Source organism: Anaerophaga thermohalophila DSM 12881 (assembly GCF_000191885.1).
GTDB lineage: Bacteria > Bacteroidota > Bacteroidia > Bacteroidales > Marinilabiliaceae > Anaerophaga > Anaerophaga thermohalophila.
Window position 1 is genome coordinate 1 of the sequence record NZ_AEWI01000035.1, and the last position, 23,137, is coordinate 23,137.

At 42.0% G+C, this 23,137-nt stretch carries 18 protein-coding genes and 1 riboswitch; of the genes, 5 read left to right on the top strand and 13 right to left on the bottom strand.

Features of this window, described 5'->3' with window-relative positions; genetic code table 11:
* The first annotated feature begins 199 nt into the window (after nt 1-199).
* From ATH1_RS0110745 to folE, 3 genes are all read left to right on the top strand, one after another.
* Nucleotides 200-670 carry a hypothetical protein gene (locus ATH1_RS0110745; RefSeq protein ID WP_010421368.1) on the top strand — a complete coding sequence of 157 codons (471 nt, stop codon included), beginning with the start codon at nt 200-202 and terminating at the stop codon, nt 668-670.
* Nucleotides 663-1,793 carry a DNA-processing protein DprA gene (gene dprA, locus ATH1_RS0110750; RefSeq protein ID WP_010421371.1) on the top strand — a complete coding sequence of 377 codons (1,131 nt, stop codon included), beginning with the start codon at nt 663-665 and terminating at the stop codon, nt 1,791-1,793. Before ATH1_RS0110745 ends, dprA begins: the two co-directional genes overlap by 8 nt.
* Nucleotides 1,794-2,185: 392 nt before the next feature.
* On the top strand, nt 2,186-2,809 hold the full coding sequence (folE, locus tag ATH1_RS0110755; protein WP_010421375.1) for a GTP cyclohydrolase I FolE: 624 nt from the start codon (nt 2,186-2,188) through the stop codon (nt 2,807-2,809).
* On the opposite strand, the gene ATH1_RS0110760 is transcribed toward folE, so the two are convergent.
* Complete coding sequence (locus tag ATH1_RS0110760) at nt 2,798-3,748, bottom strand: DUF4249 domain-containing protein (RefSeq protein ID WP_010421377.1); 951 nt, start codon at nt 3,746-3,748, stop codon at nt 2,798-2,800. The two genes, folE and ATH1_RS0110760, sit on opposite strands and share 12 nt — an antisense overlap.
* Before the next feature lie 12 nt (nt 3,749-3,760).
* Nucleotides 3,761-6,094: a TonB-dependent receptor gene (locus ATH1_RS0110765; protein ID WP_010421380.1), complete on the bottom strand. Its 2,334-nt coding sequence runs from the start codon at nt 6,092-6,094 to the stop codon at nt 3,761-3,763.
* A gap of 158 nt (nt 6,095-6,252) precedes the next feature.
* Between ATH1_RS0110765 and ATH1_RS19345 the strand changes: the two genes are divergently transcribed.
* Entirely contained in the window at nt 6,253-6,525 is a 273-nt protein-coding gene (locus ATH1_RS19345) for a hypothetical protein (RefSeq protein ID WP_010421382.1), read from the top strand.
* A gap of 150 nt (nt 6,526-6,675) precedes the next feature.
* On the opposite strand, the gene ATH1_RS0110775 is transcribed toward ATH1_RS19345, so the two are convergent.
* The 9 genes from ATH1_RS0110775 to ATH1_RS19350 all read right to left on the bottom strand — a co-directional run bounded on the left by ATH1_RS0110775 (nt 6,676) and on the right by ATH1_RS19350 (nt 17,330).
* On the bottom strand, nt 6,676-9,630 hold the full coding sequence (locus ATH1_RS0110775; protein WP_010421385.1) for a PEP/pyruvate-binding domain-containing protein: 2,955 nt from the start codon (nt 9,628-9,630) through the stop codon (nt 6,676-6,678).
* 305 nt (nt 9,631-9,935) lie between these two features.
* The gene (locus tag ATH1_RS0110780; RefSeq protein WP_010421387.1) at nt 9,936-10,412 is read right to left on the bottom strand and encodes an ExbD/TolR family protein; all 477 of its coding nucleotides are present in this window, start codon (nt 10,410-10,412) and stop codon (nt 9,936-9,938) included.
* Nucleotide 10,413: 1 nt separating this feature from the next.
* Nucleotides 10,414-10,989: an ExbD/TolR family protein gene (locus ATH1_RS0110785; RefSeq protein WP_010421389.1), complete on the bottom strand. Its 576-nt coding sequence runs from the start codon at nt 10,987-10,989 to the stop codon at nt 10,414-10,416.
* Nucleotides 10,990-11,057: 68 nt separating this feature from the next.
* Nucleotides 11,058-11,504, bottom strand: coding sequence for a hypothetical protein (locus ATH1_RS0110790; protein ID WP_010421391.1), 447 nt, complete (start codon nt 11,502-11,504; stop codon nt 11,058-11,060).
* A gap of 8 nt (nt 11,505-11,512) precedes the next feature.
* The gene (locus tag ATH1_RS0110795) at nt 11,513-12,346 is read right to left on the bottom strand and encodes a MotA/TolQ/ExbB proton channel family protein (protein WP_010421394.1); all 834 of its coding nucleotides are present in this window, start codon (nt 12,344-12,346) and stop codon (nt 11,513-11,515) included.
* 249 nt (nt 12,347-12,595) lie between these two features.
* A complete protein-coding gene (locus ATH1_RS0110800; RefSeq protein ID WP_010421398.1) occupies nt 12,596-13,630 on the bottom strand; it encodes an asparaginase in 1,035 nt (344 codons plus the stop codon).
* Nucleotides 13,631-13,637: 7 nt separating this feature from the next.
* On the bottom strand, nt 13,638-14,408 hold the full coding sequence (locus ATH1_RS0110805) for a TatD family hydrolase (RefSeq protein WP_029164087.1): 771 nt from the start codon (nt 14,406-14,408) through the stop codon (nt 13,638-13,640).
* A 1,020-nt stretch (nt 14,409-15,428) separates the two neighbouring features.
* The gene (gene gdhA, locus ATH1_RS0110815) at nt 15,429-16,766 is read right to left on the bottom strand and encodes an NADP-specific glutamate dehydrogenase (protein WP_010421406.1); all 1,338 of its coding nucleotides are present in this window, start codon (nt 16,764-16,766) and stop codon (nt 15,429-15,431) included.
* 222 nt (nt 16,767-16,988) lie between these two features.
* Nucleotides 16,989-17,330 carry a YfiR family protein gene (locus ATH1_RS19350; protein WP_010421409.1) on the bottom strand — a complete coding sequence of 114 codons (342 nt, stop codon included), beginning with the start codon at nt 17,328-17,330 and terminating at the stop codon, nt 16,989-16,991.
* A 363-nt stretch (nt 17,331-17,693) separates the two neighbouring features.
* On the opposite strand from ATH1_RS19350, the gene ATH1_RS0110825 reads away from it, so the two are divergent.
* Complete coding sequence (locus tag ATH1_RS0110825; RefSeq protein WP_010421413.1) at nt 17,694-18,638, top strand: LacI family DNA-binding transcriptional regulator; 945 nt, start codon at nt 17,694-17,696, stop codon at nt 18,636-18,638.
* Between the two features lie 296 nt (nt 18,639-18,934).
* Here ATH1_RS0110825 and ATH1_RS0110835 read toward each other — a convergent pair whose 3' ends face one another.
* Nucleotides 18,935-20,068 (bottom strand): YncE family protein, encoded by a 1,134-nt coding sequence (locus tag ATH1_RS0110835; RefSeq protein WP_010421418.1) that lies wholly within the window; start codon nt 20,066-20,068, stop codon nt 18,935-18,937.
* Between the two features lie 318 nt (nt 20,069-20,386).
* A complete protein-coding gene (locus ATH1_RS0110840; RefSeq protein ID WP_010421421.1) occupies nt 20,387-22,291 on the bottom strand; it encodes a TonB-dependent receptor plug domain-containing protein in 1,905 nt (634 codons plus the stop codon).
* Between the two features lie 98 nt (nt 22,292-22,389).
* Nucleotides 22,390-22,640: riboswitch (cobalamin riboswitch) on the bottom strand.
* Nucleotides 22,641-23,137: the final 497 nt, after the last annotated feature.

Below are 23,137 nucleotides of genomic sequence, written 5' to 3' on the forward strand. Positions count from 1 at the left end.
AAAAATGGTAAAAATCAGCAGTTTGAAGGCTTTTTATACTGCACTCAATGATTGATATAGAGCTTTTCAGGATTCGGGTTAGACAAAAAATATTTAGATGCAAAATGCTTGAAATAATTGCAAATCACTTATTTTCAGTATCTTGAAAAGAATCAACAAACCGGGTCATCACAATAATGGGCCCAAAAATTTCGGGATTATGATCTCAAACAAAAAACAATCGTCGCGGGCACTGCTCATATTTACCGGGATATGGGCCGGACTGATCATCGCTTTCGGGATTTCTTTCATGGATTTTATCGAAGTTCCGGTCGGGATACAGGCTCTGCTTGCCGGATTGATAGTGTTATCGGCTCTTTTCTTTTATCTCGGTGGCTTTTATTATATCCAGGTTGAAGTTGACAGCAATAAATATCTGATGGTAAAGCACTACAACCTGTTTCCGATAGGAAGAAAATTTAAAGCATTTAAAATACCATTGGGACAAATCCATCATCACGAAATAAAGTCACGTCTGGCCGGTCTCACCCATTGGTTGATCATTTATCAGTCCATGCAGGGCGGTATCGCCAAATATCCGGCAGTAGGCCTGTCTGCAGCAGGCCCGAAAGGAAGAACAGAGATTGATGAATACCTGTCAAAACTTGAAACCCTGAATAACAGTGACTGAAGACAAACTACAACACCGCATAGCCCTGAGCCTGATAAAAGGGATAGGTCCCAAACTGGCCCGCAATCTTATTGCTTACCTGAACTCCGAGTCGGCTCTGTTTGAAGAAAAGCTTCCTGTTTTGGGGAAAGTTCCAGGAATAGGCCCTGCACTTGAACAACTTCTTCGAAACATTGACCGGAAAACATTGCTAAAACAGGCAGAAGAAGAATGTCAGTTTATTCAAAAACACAACATCACACCTGTTTTCTTTTCTGATCCGGCGTACCCGGGCAGACTATCGTATTGCGAAGACGCCCCTCTGATGATCTATTACCATGGCAATGCATGCTACGATGCACCGCGGGCACTGGGTATTGTCGGAACCCGTACGCCTACGGATGAAGGAACGGAATTGTGCGAAAAGCTGGTTGAAGAACTGGCCCGACGGCATCCGGGTACGGTTATCGTGAGCGGATTGGCTTATGGCATTGATATTTGCGCGCATAAGGCTGCCTTAAAAAACAACCTTCCGACGATAGCAGTACTGGCACATGGCCTCGACCGGATTTATCCTTCCATCCACAGAAATATCGCCAAAGAAATGATAAAAACGGGTGCGCTTTTGACAGAATTCATGAGCAAAACAGTTCCCGACAAACACAATTTCGTACAGCGTAACCGCATTATTGCCGGCTTGTCCGATGCCGTGGTCGTGGTTCAATCGGCCCGAAAAGGCGGTGCGCTGATTACCGCAGAACTGGCACGCGACTATAACCGCGATGTGCTGGCTTTCCCCGGAAGGCCGGGAGATACCTTTTCAAGTGGCTGTAATTATCTTATTAAATCAAACATTGCTGCCCTGATAGAATCTATTGATGACCTTGAGTATGCGCTTGGATGGGAAACAGGCAGGCAACAACCAAAAGCAGTCCAGGGAAACCTTTTTGCAACCATCGAAACCGAAGAGCAGCAAAAAATAATGGAGACCCTGATTGAAGAAAAAGAATTAAATCTGAATCTCCTGAGTCTGAAATGCAGCATTCCGATCAGTAAATTGTCTGCCACCCTTCTCGATCTGGAATTTAAGGGACTGGTAAAAAGCAAGCCCGGAGGTATTTACCGAGTGGTTCTTACAAGTTGAAGTATCGCACACATCTTTGTGACTGCCCTAAATCCTTATTCATAGCAGCCGTATTCCCCTGCCTGTTTGGAAATCGCAGGATTATTCAGTGTTCAGGCCTTTTTACGAATCTTGACGACTAAAGGTGCCGGTAATTTTTCCACGCAAAAGTCGCAAAACATTGGTACGCAAAAGGAACAAAAGACTATAAAAGCTTTCCTTAGCGATTTTGCATTCCTATAATTTTGCGTGCTCAGCGTGGAATAAAAAAACAGATAAAACTCATAGCACCTCAAATTAGTATCTGTCCATAAATTTTATATGGTATAACGCATCTCTTCTCGACCGGCTTTTGTATTTTTGCGGTTTCGTAAACAATAAAAAACTAAAAGCAGACGCATTAAATATCTGTCATGGAACATACATTAAACGGTGAAAACGGATACGCCAAAATTGAATCTTTTGACGATAAAATCACCAACGAACTAAGTTCACATTACCAGGAGATACTTAAGCTACTGGGTGAAGACGAGACACGTGAAGGACTTGAAAAAACCCCTCTTCGTGTAGCCAAAGCGATGCAATTTCTCACCCAGGGATACAACATGGACCCGCAAGAAATCATTAAATCGGCCATGTTTCAGGAAGATTATCAGCAAATGGTAGTGGTGAAGGATATAGAACTCTACAGTATGTGCGAACACCACATGCTGCCGTTCTTCGGGAAAGCCCACGTAGCGTACATTCCACGGCATCACATTACAGGATTAAGCAAGATTGCCCGTGTGGTGGAGGCCTACGCCCGACGGCTGCAAGTGCAGGAACGCCTGACCACCCAGATAAAAGAATGTATCCATAAAACCCTGAATCCGCTTGGCGTAGCGGTTGTCATTGAAGCTCAGCACATGTGCATGCAGATGCGGGGTGTGCAAAAACAGCATTCGGTTACCACCACATCTGATTTTACAGGTGCATTTCTTAAAAACATGGCCACACGCGAAGAGTTTTTCAATATCATAGGATCGTCATTGCACTAAATCATCTTCAGTAAACCGATAAGACGCATATTTGGCAGAAAATGCGGTAAAAAACCCAAGAGCGCCATTCGTAACGTTCCCTTTAGCATTTGCCGGAGGTCCGCTGAACAAGGGATATCTGCCCCTGTTTTCACGCTGGACAGATTCAACAAAACGATAATATTCCTCCGTTATCCCGCACATCTGAAGGGTAATAACATCTCCTGCTTCAAACAGGTCGGCATTATTTTCTGCATCGATTGATTGTATCCAGACTCCGTTGGCGATTCCTCCGTCAAAAAATTTGTCGCTGACAATGCCGAATTCAGATAAGTTATCAGACATTAATATCCCGTTTTCATAGACACGAAATAAATAATAATCTTCTGTTTCAGGATTATCTCTGGCATAAAGTAAAATCTTCCATATCTCCCATCCTTCGTGGTAAACCATTTTTATCGAGTCGGGGGCAGCAACCGGGGGCATATAACTGCTCGCAGAGTAGCGCTCTTCAACGCCGTCGTCATCTATATCAACACCCGATATGGAAAGAGAATAGGTTTTCCCGGGCTTACCCACAATTTTTCCGGAACTGACATAAAAGCCGGACAATTCACTGGATTCGACAAGCCTTTCAATCTGCGCTCCATCAGAGAGAAATACATCAGCCCCGGATACAGGTGGAGAAGATGAATCATTAAAAAAAGAAACCGACTCGGTGAGCCTTACATAGTGCATTGACTGGCCGCTCATTACCATCCCGTCGACAACCAGTCGTCTGGACACAGATTCGAGTTCCAGCTCGATGGTCTCTGTACAGCCATGGCCCGTGCATAACACTATCGCTGATGCCAGAAGCATGAAAAGCTTCCTGAAATGCCATCTCCTCCGTTCAGAAGAGACTTCCGGTAAAGCCGGATAGATTACTACAGGGATATAACTATATTTTTTGTCGGGCATTTCAAAATAACATTAAAACTTAAATTTATAAGAAACAGAAGGCACAATAGAGAACAAATACGTCTTCTCAGCTTTTATTTTATACGGATCGGATTCATCGTTTAAGAAATTAATCGCCCAGGCATTTTTGCGTCCATAGACATTGTAAAGGGAAAAAATCCACTCCCCACCCTTCGAATTGCCTTTTTTACTATGCAGCATTAACGATAAATCCAGTCGATGATAATCGGGCATTCGCTCAGCATTTCTATCAGAGTAGAGAGGAACGATTTCTCCGCTTATCTCGTAGCGTCCAACCGGCATTGTCACGGGCGACCCTGTATAATAGACCCAGTTTCCCGATAAAGAAACACGCGATGAAAGATGGTAGTTCATAAATACAGAAAAATCGTGCGTGTGATCATAAGGCGAAATGTAAGGTTTACCCTCGTTGATGTCGGGAGCCACCCGTTCCGATTTCAGAAATGTATATCCCATCCATCCATTGAATCGCGTTGTGTTCCACCTCGAAAGGAGTTCAAATCCCCTGGCCCAGGCTTTCCCCTGTCTGACCTCACGTTCAATGGTCTCATTCAAAATCAGATCGGGATGATCTTTAAAATCTATGGTATTCTCCATCCATTTATTAAAAACTTCGATGCTGTTTTCAAAGACACCGTCTCTGGAAGTCTGAAAAATACCAAAAGAAACCTGGTCGGCCACCTGCGGCGCTATATTCGGGGAAGCAGGAAACCAGACATCCAGGGGGGTCGATGAAGTAGAATTACTGGCCATCTGAATATATTGGCGAGTCCGGCTATAACTCAATTTTGCAGACAGTCGGGAAGTCAAAAGAACAGAAACACCTGCCCTCGGCTCCAACCCGTGAAAATGGTTAAATATCTTACCCGAACGATAGTGTAGCGTATCCGTAACATCATAATTATCGTCAAATTCAAACACCTTCCCCGGCCCGATATTTTGGAACAACGAGTAACGCAATCCCAATCTTAACAAAAGCCATGGAGCCAATTCCCCGGTATGGCTGATATATATGCCATGTTCGAGGGAATTGTTCTGTGGCAGCTTAATTCTTTTGAAAAGAGAATTTTCATCAGGACCTGAAACAACGCCCGGATCGATGCGGTGATATGTAGTCCTGTTTCCAAACCTCAAGGTGCTTGACGAATTTATGAACCAGGAAAAATCACTGCCGACCATGTAATCGTTAAACTCTGACAACCATTCCATGTCTTCAATATCGTTTTCCGAAGTACCCAGAAAATAATCATAACGGCCCCTTACCAGGGTAAAATTGGCAAAAAGAGAAGGCGAAAAAACGTGATTCCAGCGAAAAGTAAAAGTTGTATTCCCGAAATCGAGACGCGCCATATCATCCGAAAACACATCGCGACCCAGGTAACCGCTCAGAAAAAAGCGATTGTTGCTATTGGCGATCCAATTCAGCTTAATATTTGTATCATAAAAATAGAGATTGTTACCATGAATCTCCTCCTCCGGGGCTAATGGCAAAAACAGATCAACATAAGTCCGACGGCCGCTTACAAGAAAGGATGCTTCATCTTTAACAATGGGGCCTTCAAGATTTAACCTGCTCGCGATGAGTCCAATGCCGGCTGAACCTTCAAACTCCTTCATGTTGCCTTCACGCGTACGCACATCGAGCACAGAAGACAGCCTGCCGCCTTCCGAGGCCGGGAAATCACCCTTGTAAAGTTCGATGCTCTTAACAGCATCGTTGTTAAAAACAGAAAAGAAACCTAACAAGTGCCCGGCATTGTATACAATGGCCTCATCCATAAGCAACAAGTTCTGATCGGGATTTCCGCCTCTGACGGTAAAATTACTCGACCCTTCACTTGTTGCCGAAACACCGGGGAGCATCTGAACCGCTTTCATCGGATCGGTTTCTCCCATCAAAACAGGAATATTTCGAATCGAGGAAGACTCCATTTTTTCGAGTCCGATCAAAGGAAACTTTGAGGAATTAATATCTCCTTTCCCCGAAATTACAACTTCTCCAAGGGTTTGAGTTTCGGGTTCCAACTCCACGTTTACCATTTTACTTTCACTCACTGACATTTCATAATCATTATAGCCTAAAAACCCAAATTGTAGAATATTTTCCCCGGCCGGAACATCAAGAGAGAAATAACCATAGGCATTCGTAACCGTACCTTTACCGGTACCTTTAAGAACAACCGTCGCCCCAACAAGCATTTCCCCGGTTTGTGCATCCTTTACATAGCCACTCACCGTTAACGGTTTAGTGACAACGGATACACCGAAAACAGCATCAACCGAAAAAAGAAGTATACTTACAAATAATAAAAGATAATATCGCATTTTTGTATTTAGTGCTCGTCTACAAAGCGGGAAAAATTATAACCAATCATGTGTCTGTTCAGAAAGTGTCATTGACAAGGCTTGCGAAGTCCGAAAACAGAAAGTTTACGAATCAATGAGTCATTTTCGGACAAGTGCAACGCAGCAATTAACACTTTATGACAGGCACTAAAATTATTGAGCGCAGTCTAAAAAGCCTTTTGACCCCTAAATCCCCTAAAGGGGACTTTTTCAAACTGCTGATTTTTAGCAGTTCCCCTTTAGGGGTCAGGGGTAAAAATGGTAAAAATCAGCAGTTTGAAGGCTTTTTATACTGTACTCATTATTATTTTGAGATATTGGTAAAATATTTCCACGCGAAAACAGCAACCCCTTATCACGCAAAAGCCACAAAAGACTATATTTTCTTTGCGATTTTAGCACTCCTTTAATTTTGCGTTCTCAGCGTGGAATAAAAATATACAAAACTCATAGTATCTCAAAATAATGAGCCCCGTATAAAAAAGCATCCTTGTTGCCAGACTCCATGATGGAACAACCTTTTAAACGATTGAATTCCGCATAATTTTTATCTTTTCCCGTCAATCCTGCTGATCAAACACGATGATGCCTTTATTGCTTTTCCCGTCAATCAGTGTTGAAAATGGCTTTTCAAACCTGACATGTCTCACAAGCCCGGTTTCTTCTTCCGCAGGATGACTGTCAAGCAAATCCATTTTAATGTGTCCTTCTCCGATGGACGGGTTGACGGTAAGATAGCCAACTCTCAAAGAGGTAAGGTTTTGGAAAAAATGAGTGCCCTGGCTGGGTTCCACATGATAATTCTCCAGTCCCATTTCAACAATGGTACGTGCCCCGGCAATCTGGCCCCACCTGACAGGCACACCGAGCCAGGGGTCTTGTGAGCCCCAACGTCCCGGGCCTATCAACAGATAAGGACGACCCTTTTTTTGCAGTTTGTCATTAATTTTCTCTATATGAGCGGCTATTTCACGATTTAAAGATGGTTTAAACGTATCGGTCTTTACGTATACCACATCCTGAATATCGTGCACTTCCCCGTTACCAAGGGCAGATTCCGAATAAAGGAAACAATCTTCGGGATCATATTCCGACAAATCGGGTCCTATCGGGTTATTGCTGCTGACGATCGGTCGTATCTGCAACAAATAAAAAACAGGTTTCGATTCGGGGGCCTGCATATCAACTGCAAATTCTATTTCTACAGGCTGTTTCATCTCATCCTGACCAATAGCCAGTATATTACGGCATATTTCGGCCAGGGGAAATGCATCGTATTTAAGAATATTGGCAAATGTTATCAACCGCACGCCATCAGCCATCAATCCATCCCTGATTATATGGTTCTGCATGTCGAAAACCGAAGCCAGCCACTTCAAAGAACCATCGGCCTCAGCATCACCGACATTGAGCTGAAGAAGGTTAATTCCGTCATTAACAGAGGGCTCAAAGCGTCCGGCATCCAGATCAAGTGCAAAAAATGTCTTCTGTGTCTCTCTCACCACCATTTCAGGTGTTGACAGCTGAAGCACTTTGTGCGGATATTTGGGTGAAAACCTCAAAGAAGTGCCCCCTTCAACAATTTGCCTGCCAAGACCTAATGCCACGTTAACAATACCATCCTCAGCCCTTTCGGGGGGAATGGGGTAAAAATTAACAGAACGTGCCACACCCGAGAATGTAGGATAAAATCTATTCCCGTGAGCCTGCCCTACAACTTCCTGTAATACAATCCCCATGCGTTCCTCATCAATGAGATTGGTAGTCCCCTCCATATAGGCCTTACTCGATTTGTAATAAACCGAGGCATAGACGCATTTAATAGCATCCATAATCTGAAGAACCATCTCTTCATCATTGGAGGGTGCAATCATATAGGTAGTATAAATCCCTGCAAAAGGCTGATAATGACTGTCCTCCAGCACACTCGACGACCGTATTGCAACCGGGCGTTGGACAACCTGAACAAACTTTAATAGATCGTCGTACAGGTGGACCGGCAACTTACCTCTAATGAAATGCCGCAGGATTTCTTCGTCGGGCAAGTCCGATAACCCTATCGAATAAAGATCGTTCTCCTCCATGAAGTTTTCAAAAACATCAATTCCCAACACGATGGTACGTGGTATCATAATGTTGGCATCGGGATGCTGATTCAGTTCGGTGTGTTTCTTGATAATGGAATTCAAAAAGGCAAGTCCGCGGGCTTTCCCTCCTATCGATCCCTGTCCGATGCGGGAAAACGTCATATATTCATCATAACGGTCGCGATCGAAGGAAGCAATAACGCCCCGTCCCTTGCTTTTTCGAAATTCGGCAATAACCCTGATGAGTTTCTGCTTATGTGCAGAAATGTCTACATCGTCATCAACCTTCATTTCCCGAATCACATCCCCGATAGGAAACAAAGCTCTGGCAGTCAACCATTTTGAAATATGATCACGTTTGAAGTGATAAAGCAGAGACTCATCCGGAATTTCCATCAGTTTATTCTGTAATTCCCTGAGATTACTGACCCGGGTGATTTCTTCCCCGGTTTTGGGATTGATAAAGACAAAATCGCCAAAAGCAAGATAAGTATTCAAAAAATCTTTTAGTTCCTGAAGCAAAAATTTTGACTGTTTATGAATAAATCCAACTTTCAGTTCTTTTGCCACTTCAGCAATCCCGGAATCTGATGATTGCAGCATAAAGGGCATATAAGGGTTATCTTCCTTCACCCTTTTTGCAAGATTTATTCCGGCTCCCCGTTCCTTGGTGCCTTCATGTTTAAAAGAGACATCAGAGATGATACCGAGTAAATTGCTGCGGTATTTATTGTAAAAGGCTTCAGCCTCCTCATACGTCCTGGCCAGCAATATCTTGGGTCGGCCACGCATGCGCATCATCTTTTGATGCTCATTGAGCCCTTCCTGCATGAATTTTTTTGACTGCCTGAATACAATTTTGTAAATGAGGGGCAGATAACTGGAGTAAAAGCGAACGGAATCCTCAACCAGCAGAATACTTTGTACGCCAATTTCATGAATATCATGGTCGGCGTTCATGCCATCCTCGATTAGCTTAATGATGGCCAGAAGAAGATTGGCATTTCCGAGCCAGCAAAAAACATAATCGATGGCGCTGGTGTCTTCGCGTTCCAATTGCATGGAAACTTCACGCGAAAAAGGGGTCAACACAACAATGGGTATTTTGGAATAGGTCTCTTTTATTTTTCGCGAGAGAGAAAACGGATCCATTTCTCCCACGCTGAGCATGGTAATGATCAGGTCAATTTTTTCTTCTTTGAGAACTTTAAAAGCTTCGCCTGCTGAAGATACCTGTATAAAATGAGGGGGATACCTCAGATTCAGGGACACATATTCGTTAAACAACTGCTCATCGATACGTCCATCCTCCTCGAGCATAAAAGCATCATAAGAACTACATATCAGCAAAATTTTGTGAATCCGCTTTTGCATCAGCTGATCAAAAGCAGTTTCGGAGAAACGGTTGTACACAGTATTGGATTGCATTAGCAGTAAATATTGTTCTGAAACAAAGTTGTGAGGCGGAAAAACCAAACGGTTAAAATAGCAAATAGAATCAATCCCGGCAAGCAGATAATACAAAAAAAAGAGCTGAAGAAAATTACAGCTCTTTTTTTATATGAGAATGCAGTCTAAAAAGCCTTTTAACCCTAAATCCCCTAAAGGGGATTTTTCAAACTGCTGATTTTTAGCGGTTCCCCTTTAGGAGTCAGAGGTAAAAATAGTAAAAATCAGCAGTTTGAAGACTTTTTATACTGCACTCATATAAAGTAAAAAAATTCAAAATCGATTTACATAGGCACCCGGTCAACTTTTCGGGCAGAATAACTAATCTTTAATGCCTGTGCTTCTCTCAATGCCTGCTTCACCTCGGTAATTATACCCATAGGTGTATCATAATCAGCCTTAATAGAAACAGTCATTTTTGATCTGTCACTTTCCCGCATCGACTCACGCTCTTGCACAATATAATCACGAATGTCACCCACACTTGCAAACTGATCGTTCAACTGCAACCTGGGCTCGGTACCAAAAGTGGACTGATATGCTTTTTGCGGCACACCCACGTAAATGTAGGTAACCAAAGATTTCTTTTCCAGTTTGGTCAACTCGGTAGCTTCGGGCTGCGTCAGTTGAATTTTCAACGTCACTTCTTTCATGGTTGTACTAACCATGAAAAAGAACAAAAGCATAAAAACAATGTCGGGAAGTGAGGCCGTATTAATCTGTTGCGGACCACTGCCGCTTTTCTTTCTAAATTTAGCCATCCTACTTTCCTCCTACGTTTTTAGGTTCTGCTTCGGAAATTCTCTGTGGATAAATATCCCGAATAGCTTCCTGTTTGTCTTCATCCAGTTCATTGAACTTCTTACCAAATTTTCGTCGAGCCAGCTCATCGCGCAGTTCATTATATGCCGCAGCTAATTCATTCTGAACCGAAAGATACATCTGGTATTGAGTTCCCCTGTCATTTTGCAGGGAGATAACTCCCTTCGAAACAGGCACAATACCAAAATAAGGAATTTCCTTTTCTTCCTTTTCGGGCAAATTAGATTCATTCAACGGATTCTCAATAAACTCTTTGGCAGCATCTCTGAGCTGACTCAAATCCATGGGTTCTCCTTCTACCAAAAGCCTGTTCTGCGCATTAATAAGAACCTCAAATACGTTCCGCTCCTTAATTGGTGGCGGAGGCGGCTCATCCGCCGGTACCGGAGGCGGCAGCATTCGCGCAAGGCCGGAATCTGTATCCATGGTCGTGGTTACAAGGAAGAAAATAAGCAGAAGAAAGGCAATATCTGCCATCGATCCTGCATTCACTTCCGGAATATCTCTTTTTCCCATAGAATTCTATTATTTTTTTCCATGTGGAGGGGAAAGTAAAGTTCTTTCCGCCTCCTACAGAAACATGTTTACTTAAAAATACGGGACACCTCGGTATAAAGGATAGCTAAAAATGCACCTCCCAGAAGGATATACATACTGTAGAGGAAAGTATCCGCCATGATCAGCATGCCTGGAACATTATCAGGACCTTTATATCCAACAAGATTCATTGGTGTACCATCACCCAGGCTATAAGAGATCAACGCAATAACAGCCAAAAATGCAATCGAAATAAGGGTTCTTACCGCTGATTGCGGATGAAGAATCAGATTTACAATTTCAAAAAGAATTGTTACTGCTGCTGCTCCTATAAGCAATATCTTCCCCCAGTTTAGTATAGAGTCGGTGTATACAGGTGTTGGATAAGCTGCATCTTCTACTTCGCCTCCGAAATAGAAAAGCCCTGCAAACACAATTGTTAAACCCATGAGAAGATATAGAACTATATTCAAATATCTTGAAAGCTTAGTCATAATGACGATTATTTATTTTTCATATTATATTTAACCAGAATGTCCATCAACGTGATTGAAGCATCTTCCATAGAATTCACAATACTGTCAATCTTAGAAACCAGATAATTGTAGAACACCTGGAGAATGATAGCGACAATCAGACCGGACACTGTAGTAATAAGGGCTACCTTAATACCACCAGCAACAGCAGTAGCAGAAACATCACCCATAGCCTGAATGCTGTCAAAAGCATCGATCATACCGATTACTGTACCCATGAAACCGAGCATCGGGGCAATAGCGATAAACAATGAAATCCAGGTTAACCCTTTTTCAAGAAGTCCCATCTGAACAGAACCATAAGAAACCACGGATTTCTCAACAACCTCAATGCCCTCATCAAAACGATCAAGTCCCTGATAGAAAATAGAAGCTACAGGACCTCTGGTATTGCGGCATACTTCCTTAGCAGCCTCAACACCACCTTCATTCAATGCTTCTTCAACATTCTGAAGGAGCTTTTTGGTATTGGTTGTTGAAAGATTCAGATAAATGATTCTTTCGATAACAATAGCCAAACCAAAAATAAGCGCCAAAAGCACGAAACTCATAAACATGGCACCACCTTCAATAAATTTGGCTTTAATTTGTTTGTGAAGACCCTGAGGCTCTTCACTCTCTGCCGCTTCAGCGGCTGCATCTTCTTCAACCACCTCTTCTTCTGCTGCAGCTTCCTGCTCTGTGACCTGCTCAGTTGTAGTCTCTTCTGCAACCGACTGCTCTTCTCCCTGAGCATAAACGGATGATGCACCTATGCTAAGCATCCCAAAAACTGCCAAAAACGCAAATAGCTTTTTCATAATCTGTAATAAATTTTGATTTGTATTGGTTTGTTAATACTCAAAAATTTTTAATTGAATTTTCTGTAAAAACAGGAAACAAATTTAAAATCAATTCATAGAATCACAAAATTTTTATCCCATTCCTGTTTTTACGGGCTGCAAAATACAAAAAAATTGTCAAAAACAATATTATCAATAAAATTCCTTCCTTAGGTGTGCAAAATGCATCATTTACCTTATATCCACAACCTTTTAGTAGTGTATCGTTTACGAATTTACCGATTTTATTTCACCTTTAAGCGATCGATTCAGATTCATTTTTAATTCGTCCATTGATGTACTGTTTCCTAAAAGAAACATCAGTTTTGTCAATGCTGCCTCAGTTGTAATGTCATATCCGCTGACCACTCCCATGTTTAAAAGGTGACGACCTGTTTCGTAACGCCACATTTCAACATCTCCTGCCAAGCATTGAGTTACATTAATAATAACAACACCCCGGTCGATGGCATCGCGCAACGCTTTCATAAACCACTGGCTGGTAGGCGCATTTCCCGAACCGTATGTTTCCAGAACCACACCCCTTATGCCAGGGGCGTCGAGAACCGAACGAACAACATGCTCATTAATACCCGGAAATATTTTTAGTAGTGAAATATTATTATCCATACGGGTGGAAACCGAAAAAGTACCGTTCAGTGTCGTATAACGAATATAAGGATAATTGTACTTAATATGCAACCCCACTTCGGCAAGAGGGGGATAGTTATCGGAACGAAAAGCCCTGAAATGTTCTGCATTGTACTTAGTAGTGCGGTTTCCACGAAAAAGTTTGTCCTGAAAATAGATGCAAACTTCCGGAACAAGTGCCTGTCCATTCTTATGGGCAGCTGCAATTTCCAATGCTGTCAGAAGGTTTTCTTTTCCATCGGTTCGTATGGCACCTAGTGGCAGCTGACTCCCGGTAAGAATAACCGGTTTCTGCAAATTATGGAGCATAAAACTCAACGCACTTGCGGTGTAGGCCATCGTATCGGTTCCGTGCAATACCACGAAACCATCATAGGAAGAATAATTCTCTTCAATTATTTTTACAAGTTTCCCCCATATTTCAGGAGACATTTCTGATGAATCAACGATCGGATTAAAAGAGATACTATTGATCCCGAAGTCGAACTTCTTCAATTCGGGAACCTTTCGGGATATTTTCTCAAAATCGAACGGCACCAATGCATTGGTGTCCGGATCGACGGCCATTCCGATAGTACCACCGGTATAGATTATGAGTACTTTTTTATTCATGCTATTCTTACAAATCGAGCCCAAATAGTTGTGCTGCATTGCGGGTGGTGAGCTGTTCCATCTCTTCAACCGGCATATCAAATACAGCAGCAAGTTTTTCAAGTGTAAATTTTAAAAACGCGGGCTGATTTCTTTTGCCCCGATAAGGAACCGGAGCAAGATAAGGTGCATCGGTTTCGATAATGAGCCGCTCAGGTCCAATTTCTGCAAGTACTTTATCAAGACCCGAATTTTTAAATGTCACTATGCCGTTAATGCCCAACATGAACCCCCTGTATTCAAGTGCTTTCCTGGCCTGGGTTTTATTTCCCGAAAAACTGTGAAAAACCCCTTTCAACCTGCTGTCGTGCACTTTATCCAGTTCCTGGAACACGGCTTCAAAAGCATCTCTCACATGGATAACTACCGGCTTGCCCGATTTCTTTGCCCAGTTGAGCTGGGTTCTGAACACTTCGCGCTGTTCACGTTCCCATGTTTTATCCCAGTAAAGATCGATTCCTATTTCTCCGATGGCCAAAAAATCATTCTGCCCCAGCCAATACTCCACAGTGGCCAGCTGTTCTCTGTAGTCACCTTTTACCGAAGTTGGATGCAGTCCCATCATGGCATAGCAAAAACCGGGATATGCGGCTTCGGTATCCATCATTGCTCTGATGCTCTGTCCGTCCACATTTGGCATCAAAATTTTTGTAATGCCTGCCTCTTTAGCCCTGACAACCACCTCGTCCCTGTCTTCATCAAACTCGGGCAAATAAATGTGTGAATGTGAATCAATCATCTTAAAAATTTTTAGAACCGACATTTATTGTCGTTTTTGAAAACCAAATTACGGACAAAGGTACATTAACTTAATCACTCATAAAAGCCCTGCCGAAAACAGCAGGGCTTCTAAATGTTGAAAAACTTACTGACTATGACCCAATTTTTTGCAAGCAAACGGCTGCCCGGCTTTCTTTTCCGGGAAAAGTGGTGTAACCAGATGACTGCTTTGTTGCGCTGCGAAGAAAAAAGGAAGAAGTAATTCGGGTCAAATAAGGTATGAAACGAGCATAGCAAAGATTGCCTTAATAGGTCATTAGGTCATTAGATTATTAGGTCATTAGATTATTAGGTCATTAGATTGTTAGATTGTTAGATTGTTAGATTGTTAGATAATGTGATAAAACTTATAACATTCTAACAACTAACTCATCAACAACTTTAACAATTCTAACAGCCGTAACAATTCTAACAGCCGTAACAATTTATTAAATGTGAGATGAAAGGAGCATGACAAGGTTTTTCACAATAAGAATATGTATAACCACCATCTAACCTCTAATCATCAAAGAAACAACAGGGAACAGATTCTTTGTCGTTACCTCCTCAGAATGACATTAAACAGTCTGTCATTCTGAGCGGAGCGAAGAATCTAAAAAAGCAAACAGACTAAAATGTGATTTTTATTGATGCCAATAAAAATAATCTGTGTTCATCTGCGTCAACTGTGGTGAACTCTCAACCTCAACCTCAACCTCAACCTTAATCTCAATCTCAACCTCAACCTCAACCTCAACCTTAGCTGTTTGTCATTCTGAGCGAAGCGAAGAATCTAACCTCTAATCATCTAATATCAATTAAAGTATGATAAGATGAGTCCCGATAAGTCGGGACGAGTTGCATCAGACCAATAACTTAGATAAATTTTGTCCGAATGAAACAAGCATGACAAGGTTTAGCACAAAAGAATATGTATAAAACTCAATCATGCGAGTTCCATTCGACCAATAACTTAGACTAATTTTATACGAATGAAAAACTACACAACGCCTTGTGCCATCATGGCCTCGGCAACTTTTACAAATCCACCGATATTGGCTCCTTTCACGTAATTGATTTTGCCGTCCATGCCTTTACCATATTTTACACATGTGGCATGGATATTATTCATGATTTGGTTCAGGCGGGCATCCACTTCATCGCTGGTCCATTCCAGCCGCATGCTGTTCTGGCTCATCTCAAGTCCGGATACCGCTACGCCTCCCGCGTTAACAGCCTTGCCCGGGGCAAACATAATTTTCTCCGTTGCATAAGCTGCAGCATCTGCGGTACAACCCATGTTGGAAGCTTCAGCAATCAACTGGCAGCCATTCTCAACAAGGGTCCTGGCATCTTCCAGGTTAAGTTCGTTCTGGATGGCACATGGAATGGCTATATCTACTTTTTGTTCCCAGGGACGTTTGCCAGTGAAAAATTCAACACCGTATTTTTCAGCATAAGGCTCAACAATATCCTGATTAGACGCCCTTAACTGAAGCATATAATCAATTTTGCTGCCTGAAATGCCATCGGGATCGTATACATAACCATCGGGGCCGGATATAGTAACCACTTTGGCGCCAAGTTCGGTCGCCTTGAGCGCTGCCCCCCAGGCAACATTTCCAAATCCCGACAAAGCCACGGTTTTCCCCTTCAGTGTGTCGTTCTTTTCTTTCAACATTTCACGCACAAAATATACGGCTCCAAAACCTGTTGCTTCGGGACGGATAAGACTGCCACCATACTCGCGCCCTTTACCGGTAAGAACTCCGGTAAATTCGTTTTTCAATTTTTTATACATTCCGAAAAGGTATCCGATTTCGCGGCCACCAACACCTATGTCGCCGGCAGGAACATCTGTATTGGGTCCAATGTGCCTGAACAATTCACCCATGAAAGCCTGACAGAAGCGCATGATCTCATTGTCCGATTTTCCTTTGGGACTAAAATCGCTTCCGCCTTTTCCCCCTCCCATTGGTAAAGAAGTAAGACTATTTTTGAAGGTCTGCTCAAAGCCTAAAAATTTGAGCCCACTCAAAGTAACACTGGGGTGAAAACGAAGACCGCCTTTATAGGGTCCCAGAGCAGAATTAAATTCTACCCGGTAGCCACGGTTAACCTGCACCTCACCTTTATCATCGACCCATGGCACACGAAACATTACGACCCGCTCGGGCTCGGTCATTCGCTCCAGAATTTTTGCTTTCTGATAACGGGGGTTTTCATTGTAGAAGTCCCATACAGTTTCGACTACTTCCTGTACGGCTTGTAAAAATTCATCTTCGCCAGGATTCTTTCTCCTGACTGCGTCCATAAAAGATTGAAATTTGTTCTCCATATCCCTGGATTTTAATATCTGATTTTAACATCAAAAATAGAGATATTTTGTTATACGGAGTAACAAATTGAAAGTTTTTATACAGGCCTGCATTGATAACGGAAAATATTCTTTTTCAGAATATTAACAACAAATAAATGGTTCTTATGACAAAAATCATCCATGGGAGTTTCAAAAAATGCAATAAATTGAAAGTATGAATAGAATAAACCGGGTTACTTTCTATTCCCTGGATATTCCCATCTGTGCCAATCGCGAACTCACATTTAATCCGCGGGCGATGGCATGAGATTTCTTAACCTCATACTGAATTTTACCGTCCCGTATCACAAAATTTATGGCAGCTCCCTGCTCAGTCATCCCCTCTTTTTCGGTGATCAGTAGCACAGAATCGCCCTTCAGATTCTTCAGAACTTCCGGGAATTGATAACTCTGCCAATGACCAACAAACATTATGTGGGGATCGCCCACCTCATCGGCCGACATGTAGTTGCGCACTTCAATAGGCTGATTTCCAATTACCTCATCAATAGATAGTCCGTTACCTGACTGCAGTGTTACCATGACGCAAAGTATTAATTATGAGAGAGTTGTGCTTAACGCAATGACGTATAATTAATTATCAAATACTTGTATAAGTTTAACGCAGTATTACCCACAAAACAGGTTAATAAACCCCACAAACAATAGCAGAGAAAAATTATCCTCTTTATACCCAAGTTGAGAGATACAAGTTTTGCGAAGTATTGCTTTATTCAGAGTTAACCCTGATTAAGAAAATATTGGCTTTCACTAATATGTTTAATGAAAGCCAACATTTTCTAATCATTGAGCAGAATCGCTCCGCTCGGCTCCGACGCTTGCTTGCAAGAATTTGAATTATAATCTCATTTTTGCTACATTTGACTTGCCTAAACACATTTAGTCATGGAACGAACTACACTTGGCACCGTAGCAAAAAAAGCGGGTGTGTCCAAAACAACAGCGTCATTGGTGTTAAACGGAAAAGCCGCCAGTGTGAATATAGCTCAAACAACCATTGAAAGAGTTAAGACAACGGCCGACCAACTAAATTACAAGCCAGGTCATTTCAATCCTGGCCGGTTAAACGGGAAAACAGGGATTATCGCTGTTATTGCATCCCATTTCTTATCCTGCAGGAACAGCTTATGGCTGCACCATATAATCGTTCAGCTAAAAACCAAAGGGTATGTAGTTGTTCCTGTTCTTTCGGGAGACGACATTATTACCTCAATAGAAAATACGATAGCTGATGGTTATATCATTCCGGACAAAGAAGCTGTTAATAGCCTAACCGGGAAAAACATTCCCGACATACCTTTAATCTGCGCGGGGTTTAAACCAACAAATGAAGGAATTGAGAGTATCTGTCCTGACTACAGGCATAGTGTAAACTCAATGATCTCATTATTATATCGTCACAATAAAAAAGCCATCGGTTTAATAGCAGAAGACTCCCGGAGTTTTTCTACCCAAAAAGTTATTGAAACTTATCGCGATAATTATTGCGACCGGTTTGATATTCCGGAAAACCTGTTTCTTCTATCTGCGACAGACAACCGTTCAGCGGCAATAGCAGAAGCCATAAAAGAAGTTACTGCAAAAGGGGCCAACGGAATTATTTTCGAAACACCTGAAATGGCCATTGAAGCTCTTTCACAAAAAAATGTACGTGACCTGGCAGCACAAAACCTGATGTTCGCATGTTGCGGGGAGCGACCGGAATTTAAGATGCTGGACAATGATATTTTGCTGGTGTGTCCAGAAAACATAGAAGAAATGACTGCGAAAGTTGTTGAAAAGCTTTTGAATATTGTTTCTGCAAACAATTCAGAAATGAGCCCGGTCTAAAAAGCATCTTTATTGCCAAACTCGTTGTTGTTTTAAATTTTTGCATCCTCATTAACAATGAGTTAACTCCTGTACAAAAATTTAAAACGCCTCGATTTTGACAAAAATATGCTTTTTATACCACACTTATAAACTTTACAATTAGTTGATAATCAATATATTATGAAATTACCAAAACAAATCACAACTTGCTACTTTCTCATAATAAAAACTTTGCGACATGGCGTCTTTGCGTTTAAAAAAACAAAAAATAAGTTTGCCAACAAAGATGCTTTTCAGACAGAGCTCATGGATGTTTAACGCGAGACATATATGAACCGGCGTGGTCCTATCCCGATGTTTTCATTATATTCTTTCACCCGGTTTCCTTCATTGTCCAGTACTATTACCGAACCGGGTTTAGTAAAGTCAGGTGACATTCCGCAATAGAGATTGCCGGTTTCAGGATGAACAGAAAAACCATAAGGACTTAAATCCGAGAAAGTACCGGAAGGTAATTCATCACTATCCGCCGATACTTCCCATACTCTGGCACCACCTGACCCGCCACCAAAGTATATTTTTTTCCTGTCCTTAGAAATGGCTATTTCTGTAGGACTTGAATATGAACTGATCTGAAGGTTCTTGCTTACTTCACAGGTTTCACCATCGATGCATGTAAGATAAGGTTCTGTCTGACTAACAACATTCCACTGTTTGTCATACTCGGTATAACCGGAAGACAACACCCAAACATCACCCTTGTAATCAACCACGAAATTCTGAGGACAGTCTCCAACTTCAATGGTTCTCTCAACTGTATTGTTTTCGGGGTTAATGACCGAAACCGTGTTGTCATATACGTATCCACCGCTATTAGCCACCCATATTTTCCCGTCAATCTCTTTAATTCCATGCGCCCCTTGTCCTGTCGGAATTGTAGCAACAACAGAATAATCAAATGGATCAATCACCAAAACTTCGCCTCCGTTCCCCCACTGGGAAAGATAAATCATGCCATTGTAAACAATTGCCTGACGCGGATTATTGACCGATCCGGTGATCTCACCCACATATTCAAAATTCTTATTGTTTACGACCACAACCGAATGAGAACTATTCAAAACGAGATAAGACAGAGTGTCAACAGAAACCATATCCATCAATACATCACCCAGTACTTTATCTTCACCGTTGGCCGCGGTAAAAAGATCGGCAAAAACCGTGTCCTTATCAGCCGGAATGAAAGAAACCGATGAATTACCTGCACCCCAGTTACCTTCATTCAATACAAATATTCCATTTGCAAAATTGCCCGGATCATGAATCTTCGTATCGTTGTTGTCTTCACAACCGGGGAAAAGTGCCAGCAACAAGGCCAGGCCAAAGATTCTCACTGCATTGAAACCCAAAAAACGGCTTCCTGAATGTTCAAAAATAAATCGTTTCATCAGTATAAAATTTATATAAGTTATAGATATGATTGAACTCGTATGTAAGAACTTATACATGTCCTGTTGTGGAAAACTTTGCCATGCTCGTTTCATCTTACATTTGTTAGAATTGTTAGAATTGTTAAAGTTGTTGATGTGTTAGTTGTTAGAATGTTATAAGTTTTATCACATTAGCTAACAATCTAATGATCTAATGATCTAATAATCTAATAATCTAATGACCTAATGACCTAATGACCTAATGACCTAATGACCTAATGACCTAATGACCTATTACGGCAATCTTTGCCATGCTCGTTTCATTTCCCCAAAAAATTAAATGGTTATATTTAAAGTAAATTTGTAATTACGTGGTGGCATGGCATACCAGGCAACTACCTGGTATTGGCTATCGGTAAGATTCAATACTTTTACAGAGATATCGGCATCGAGCCCCGCTAAAGGGAAACGATAACCCACCGATGCATCCATGATAAAATAAGCATCCAATGTTCTTTTATAATCGTAATACCGCTCTCCTTTGAAGCGACAGGCAAGTATGGAATAAAATGAATTCCTGGAAAATGCTATATTCGATGACATCTGATGCTTCGGAACATATATCATTTGTTTCTGGTCATACTCATCCGATGATGTTAATACCGAGCTGGTGTAGGTGTAAAAGATACGCCCTGAAAGTCTGATTTTATTTGCAACAGCACTGAAATTAAAATTAGTTTCGATTCCCCTGGTATCGCCATTCTTTTTATTTCGCGGTGTCCATTTTCCGCCATTTTCAGGCAACCAAACAATTATATCTTTTGTCGAAGAAGTAAAACCGGTTACACTCACCCCGTAAGAAAAACTTTCTCCTCCCCATGAATACATGATGCCGGCATCACCCGACCATCCCGACTCGGGTTCGAGGGCAGGATTGCCTACAGAGAAACCATCCTCCTTCCAGTAGAGATCATTTAAATTCGGAATCCGGTAATTACGGGAAATATTCCCTTTAACCCTAAATGCGTTTAGAAAACCATGTTCAGCACCCAACGAAAAAACCACCGGATGAATCTGACCATCGGTCATCTCATCACGTAAGCTTAATACTGCAGCGCCCGCACCACCCGACAGTCCCAACCGTCCGGACACAAATGCTGCAACTCTGTTTCGTGAAACGCTTCCCCTGTAACCATCCGACTCGGCGCTTTCAAAAGTATAATTAACACCTGCCAGAATGGAATGCAGCTCTCCCAAACGAAGTTTATATTCCGCCTCATTTATCCAGGAAAGAGAATTATTATCGGACTGCGGATCAGCCATAGCAGGATCGGAATAAACAACTTTGTTCCTTAATAGTCCCTGTTTTAAAGTCAGATACCCGGAGGCAGTATAATATTTATAATTAAGCGAAACAGCAAGGCTTTTGTCTGTCTGATTGGTCTCACCCGGTTGACGGCTGGTCATCAGAGTTTGCAGGTCTTTGTCGTAATACTGAACCCATACAGCCGAGGAAAGCAAAGAATGGTCATTGATGCGCCATTGATTCTCCTGGAGACCGCCCAACTGACTCACGCCGGCGTTGGTTTGAATTTCTTCAGGATGGCCTGTCCTTGATGTGTTCTTAAATGAAAAGTCGTTATCAGCGGTTTGGAGATACAAGGCAGTACGTGAGCCAAAATTTTTTGTGCCGGTTTTCAGACTGCCCGACATTGCTCCGAACCCAAAACTGCCCGCGGTTGCACTAACATCAGCAGAACCGGGCTTCCCCAACAGGTCGTTGCCATCCAGATGCACAACACCGGACATAGCACCGCTTCCGAAAAGTGTTGCCGCCCCACCATATTGTATTTTCACATTGCCAAAAAAAGACACCGGCAAAACGGAAAAATTAATACCCCCGTTCATAGGGCTTTTTATATTCAGACCATTCCATAATACAGCCGTATGATCTGCCAAACCTCCCCTCAGGCTGACAGAAGCCAATCCCCCTGCACCATAAGTTTTAAGGTTTACCCCCGAAGCAGCTGACAACAAGGATGAAAGAGACTCTGACTGATGAAGCTTTACCAACGAAGAATCAGGCTCCAGAACAGAAGCACCGACGGCATAATCCTGAAGACGCGACGACGTAATACGAACCTCCTCAAGCCTGACAGGTTCTTCCTGAAAATAATCCTGAGCACTAAGTAATACAGGACATGCACACAGACATGACACCCAAAAATACTTCAATAACATAGTCACAAATGATTAAACTGATTAATCATTCGCAACATCCGGTTTAGTGAAAATAGAACGGAAATAACTGTTCATATCTTCGCTTTTCCACCCGAAAGCTACGAATTGGTCTTCTGGCAGGTCTTCTGGCTTGCTCCGGTTTGAAACGCCTTCCCGGATTCAATTATCAATGACCAATTATCAATGAAAACATTAATGATTGATAATTGCTGACTGTTTCCAGTGGCAAGAGTATTTTTCAAACCAAAAAAGAGCTTACAGCTGCGGGGACAGCTCCGGACTTTAACCGGATTCCCTTTTAATCACCTCCCCGAAACGGGAATGGTGAACCAGTATTCTGATGACAAATGTAAAGCTATTTTTTTATTCCCAAAAAAAGGGTTTTAAAATTTTGCCTGTTTTTTTTATAGACCATAAAAAGTCTAAACGCAGAGACGAGATGACGCGAAGTTATAAAGAAGAGTATGACAGAGTATTGCTTTTATGCTGCTGTCTTGCAAATGTTTAAATTCCTGATTATCAGATACTAAAAAGATGGGAGAGATAGAACAGTTAGGTTGAGGTTGAGGCTGAGGCTAAGATTGAGGCTGAGGCTGAGAGTTTACCACAGATGACACAGATAGCCACAGATTATTAAATTACTAAATATTGAAGATCAATTTTAGTTATTAGCTTATTATTAGATTCTTCGCTTTGCTCAGAATGACAGAAAGCTCAGTGTCATTCTGAGGAGGAACGACGAAGAATCTCTTCCAACCAGACTGAGGCTAAGGTTGAGGTTGAGGTTGAGATTGAGATTGAGAGTTCACCACAGATTACACAGATTGACACAGATTTGACAATTAT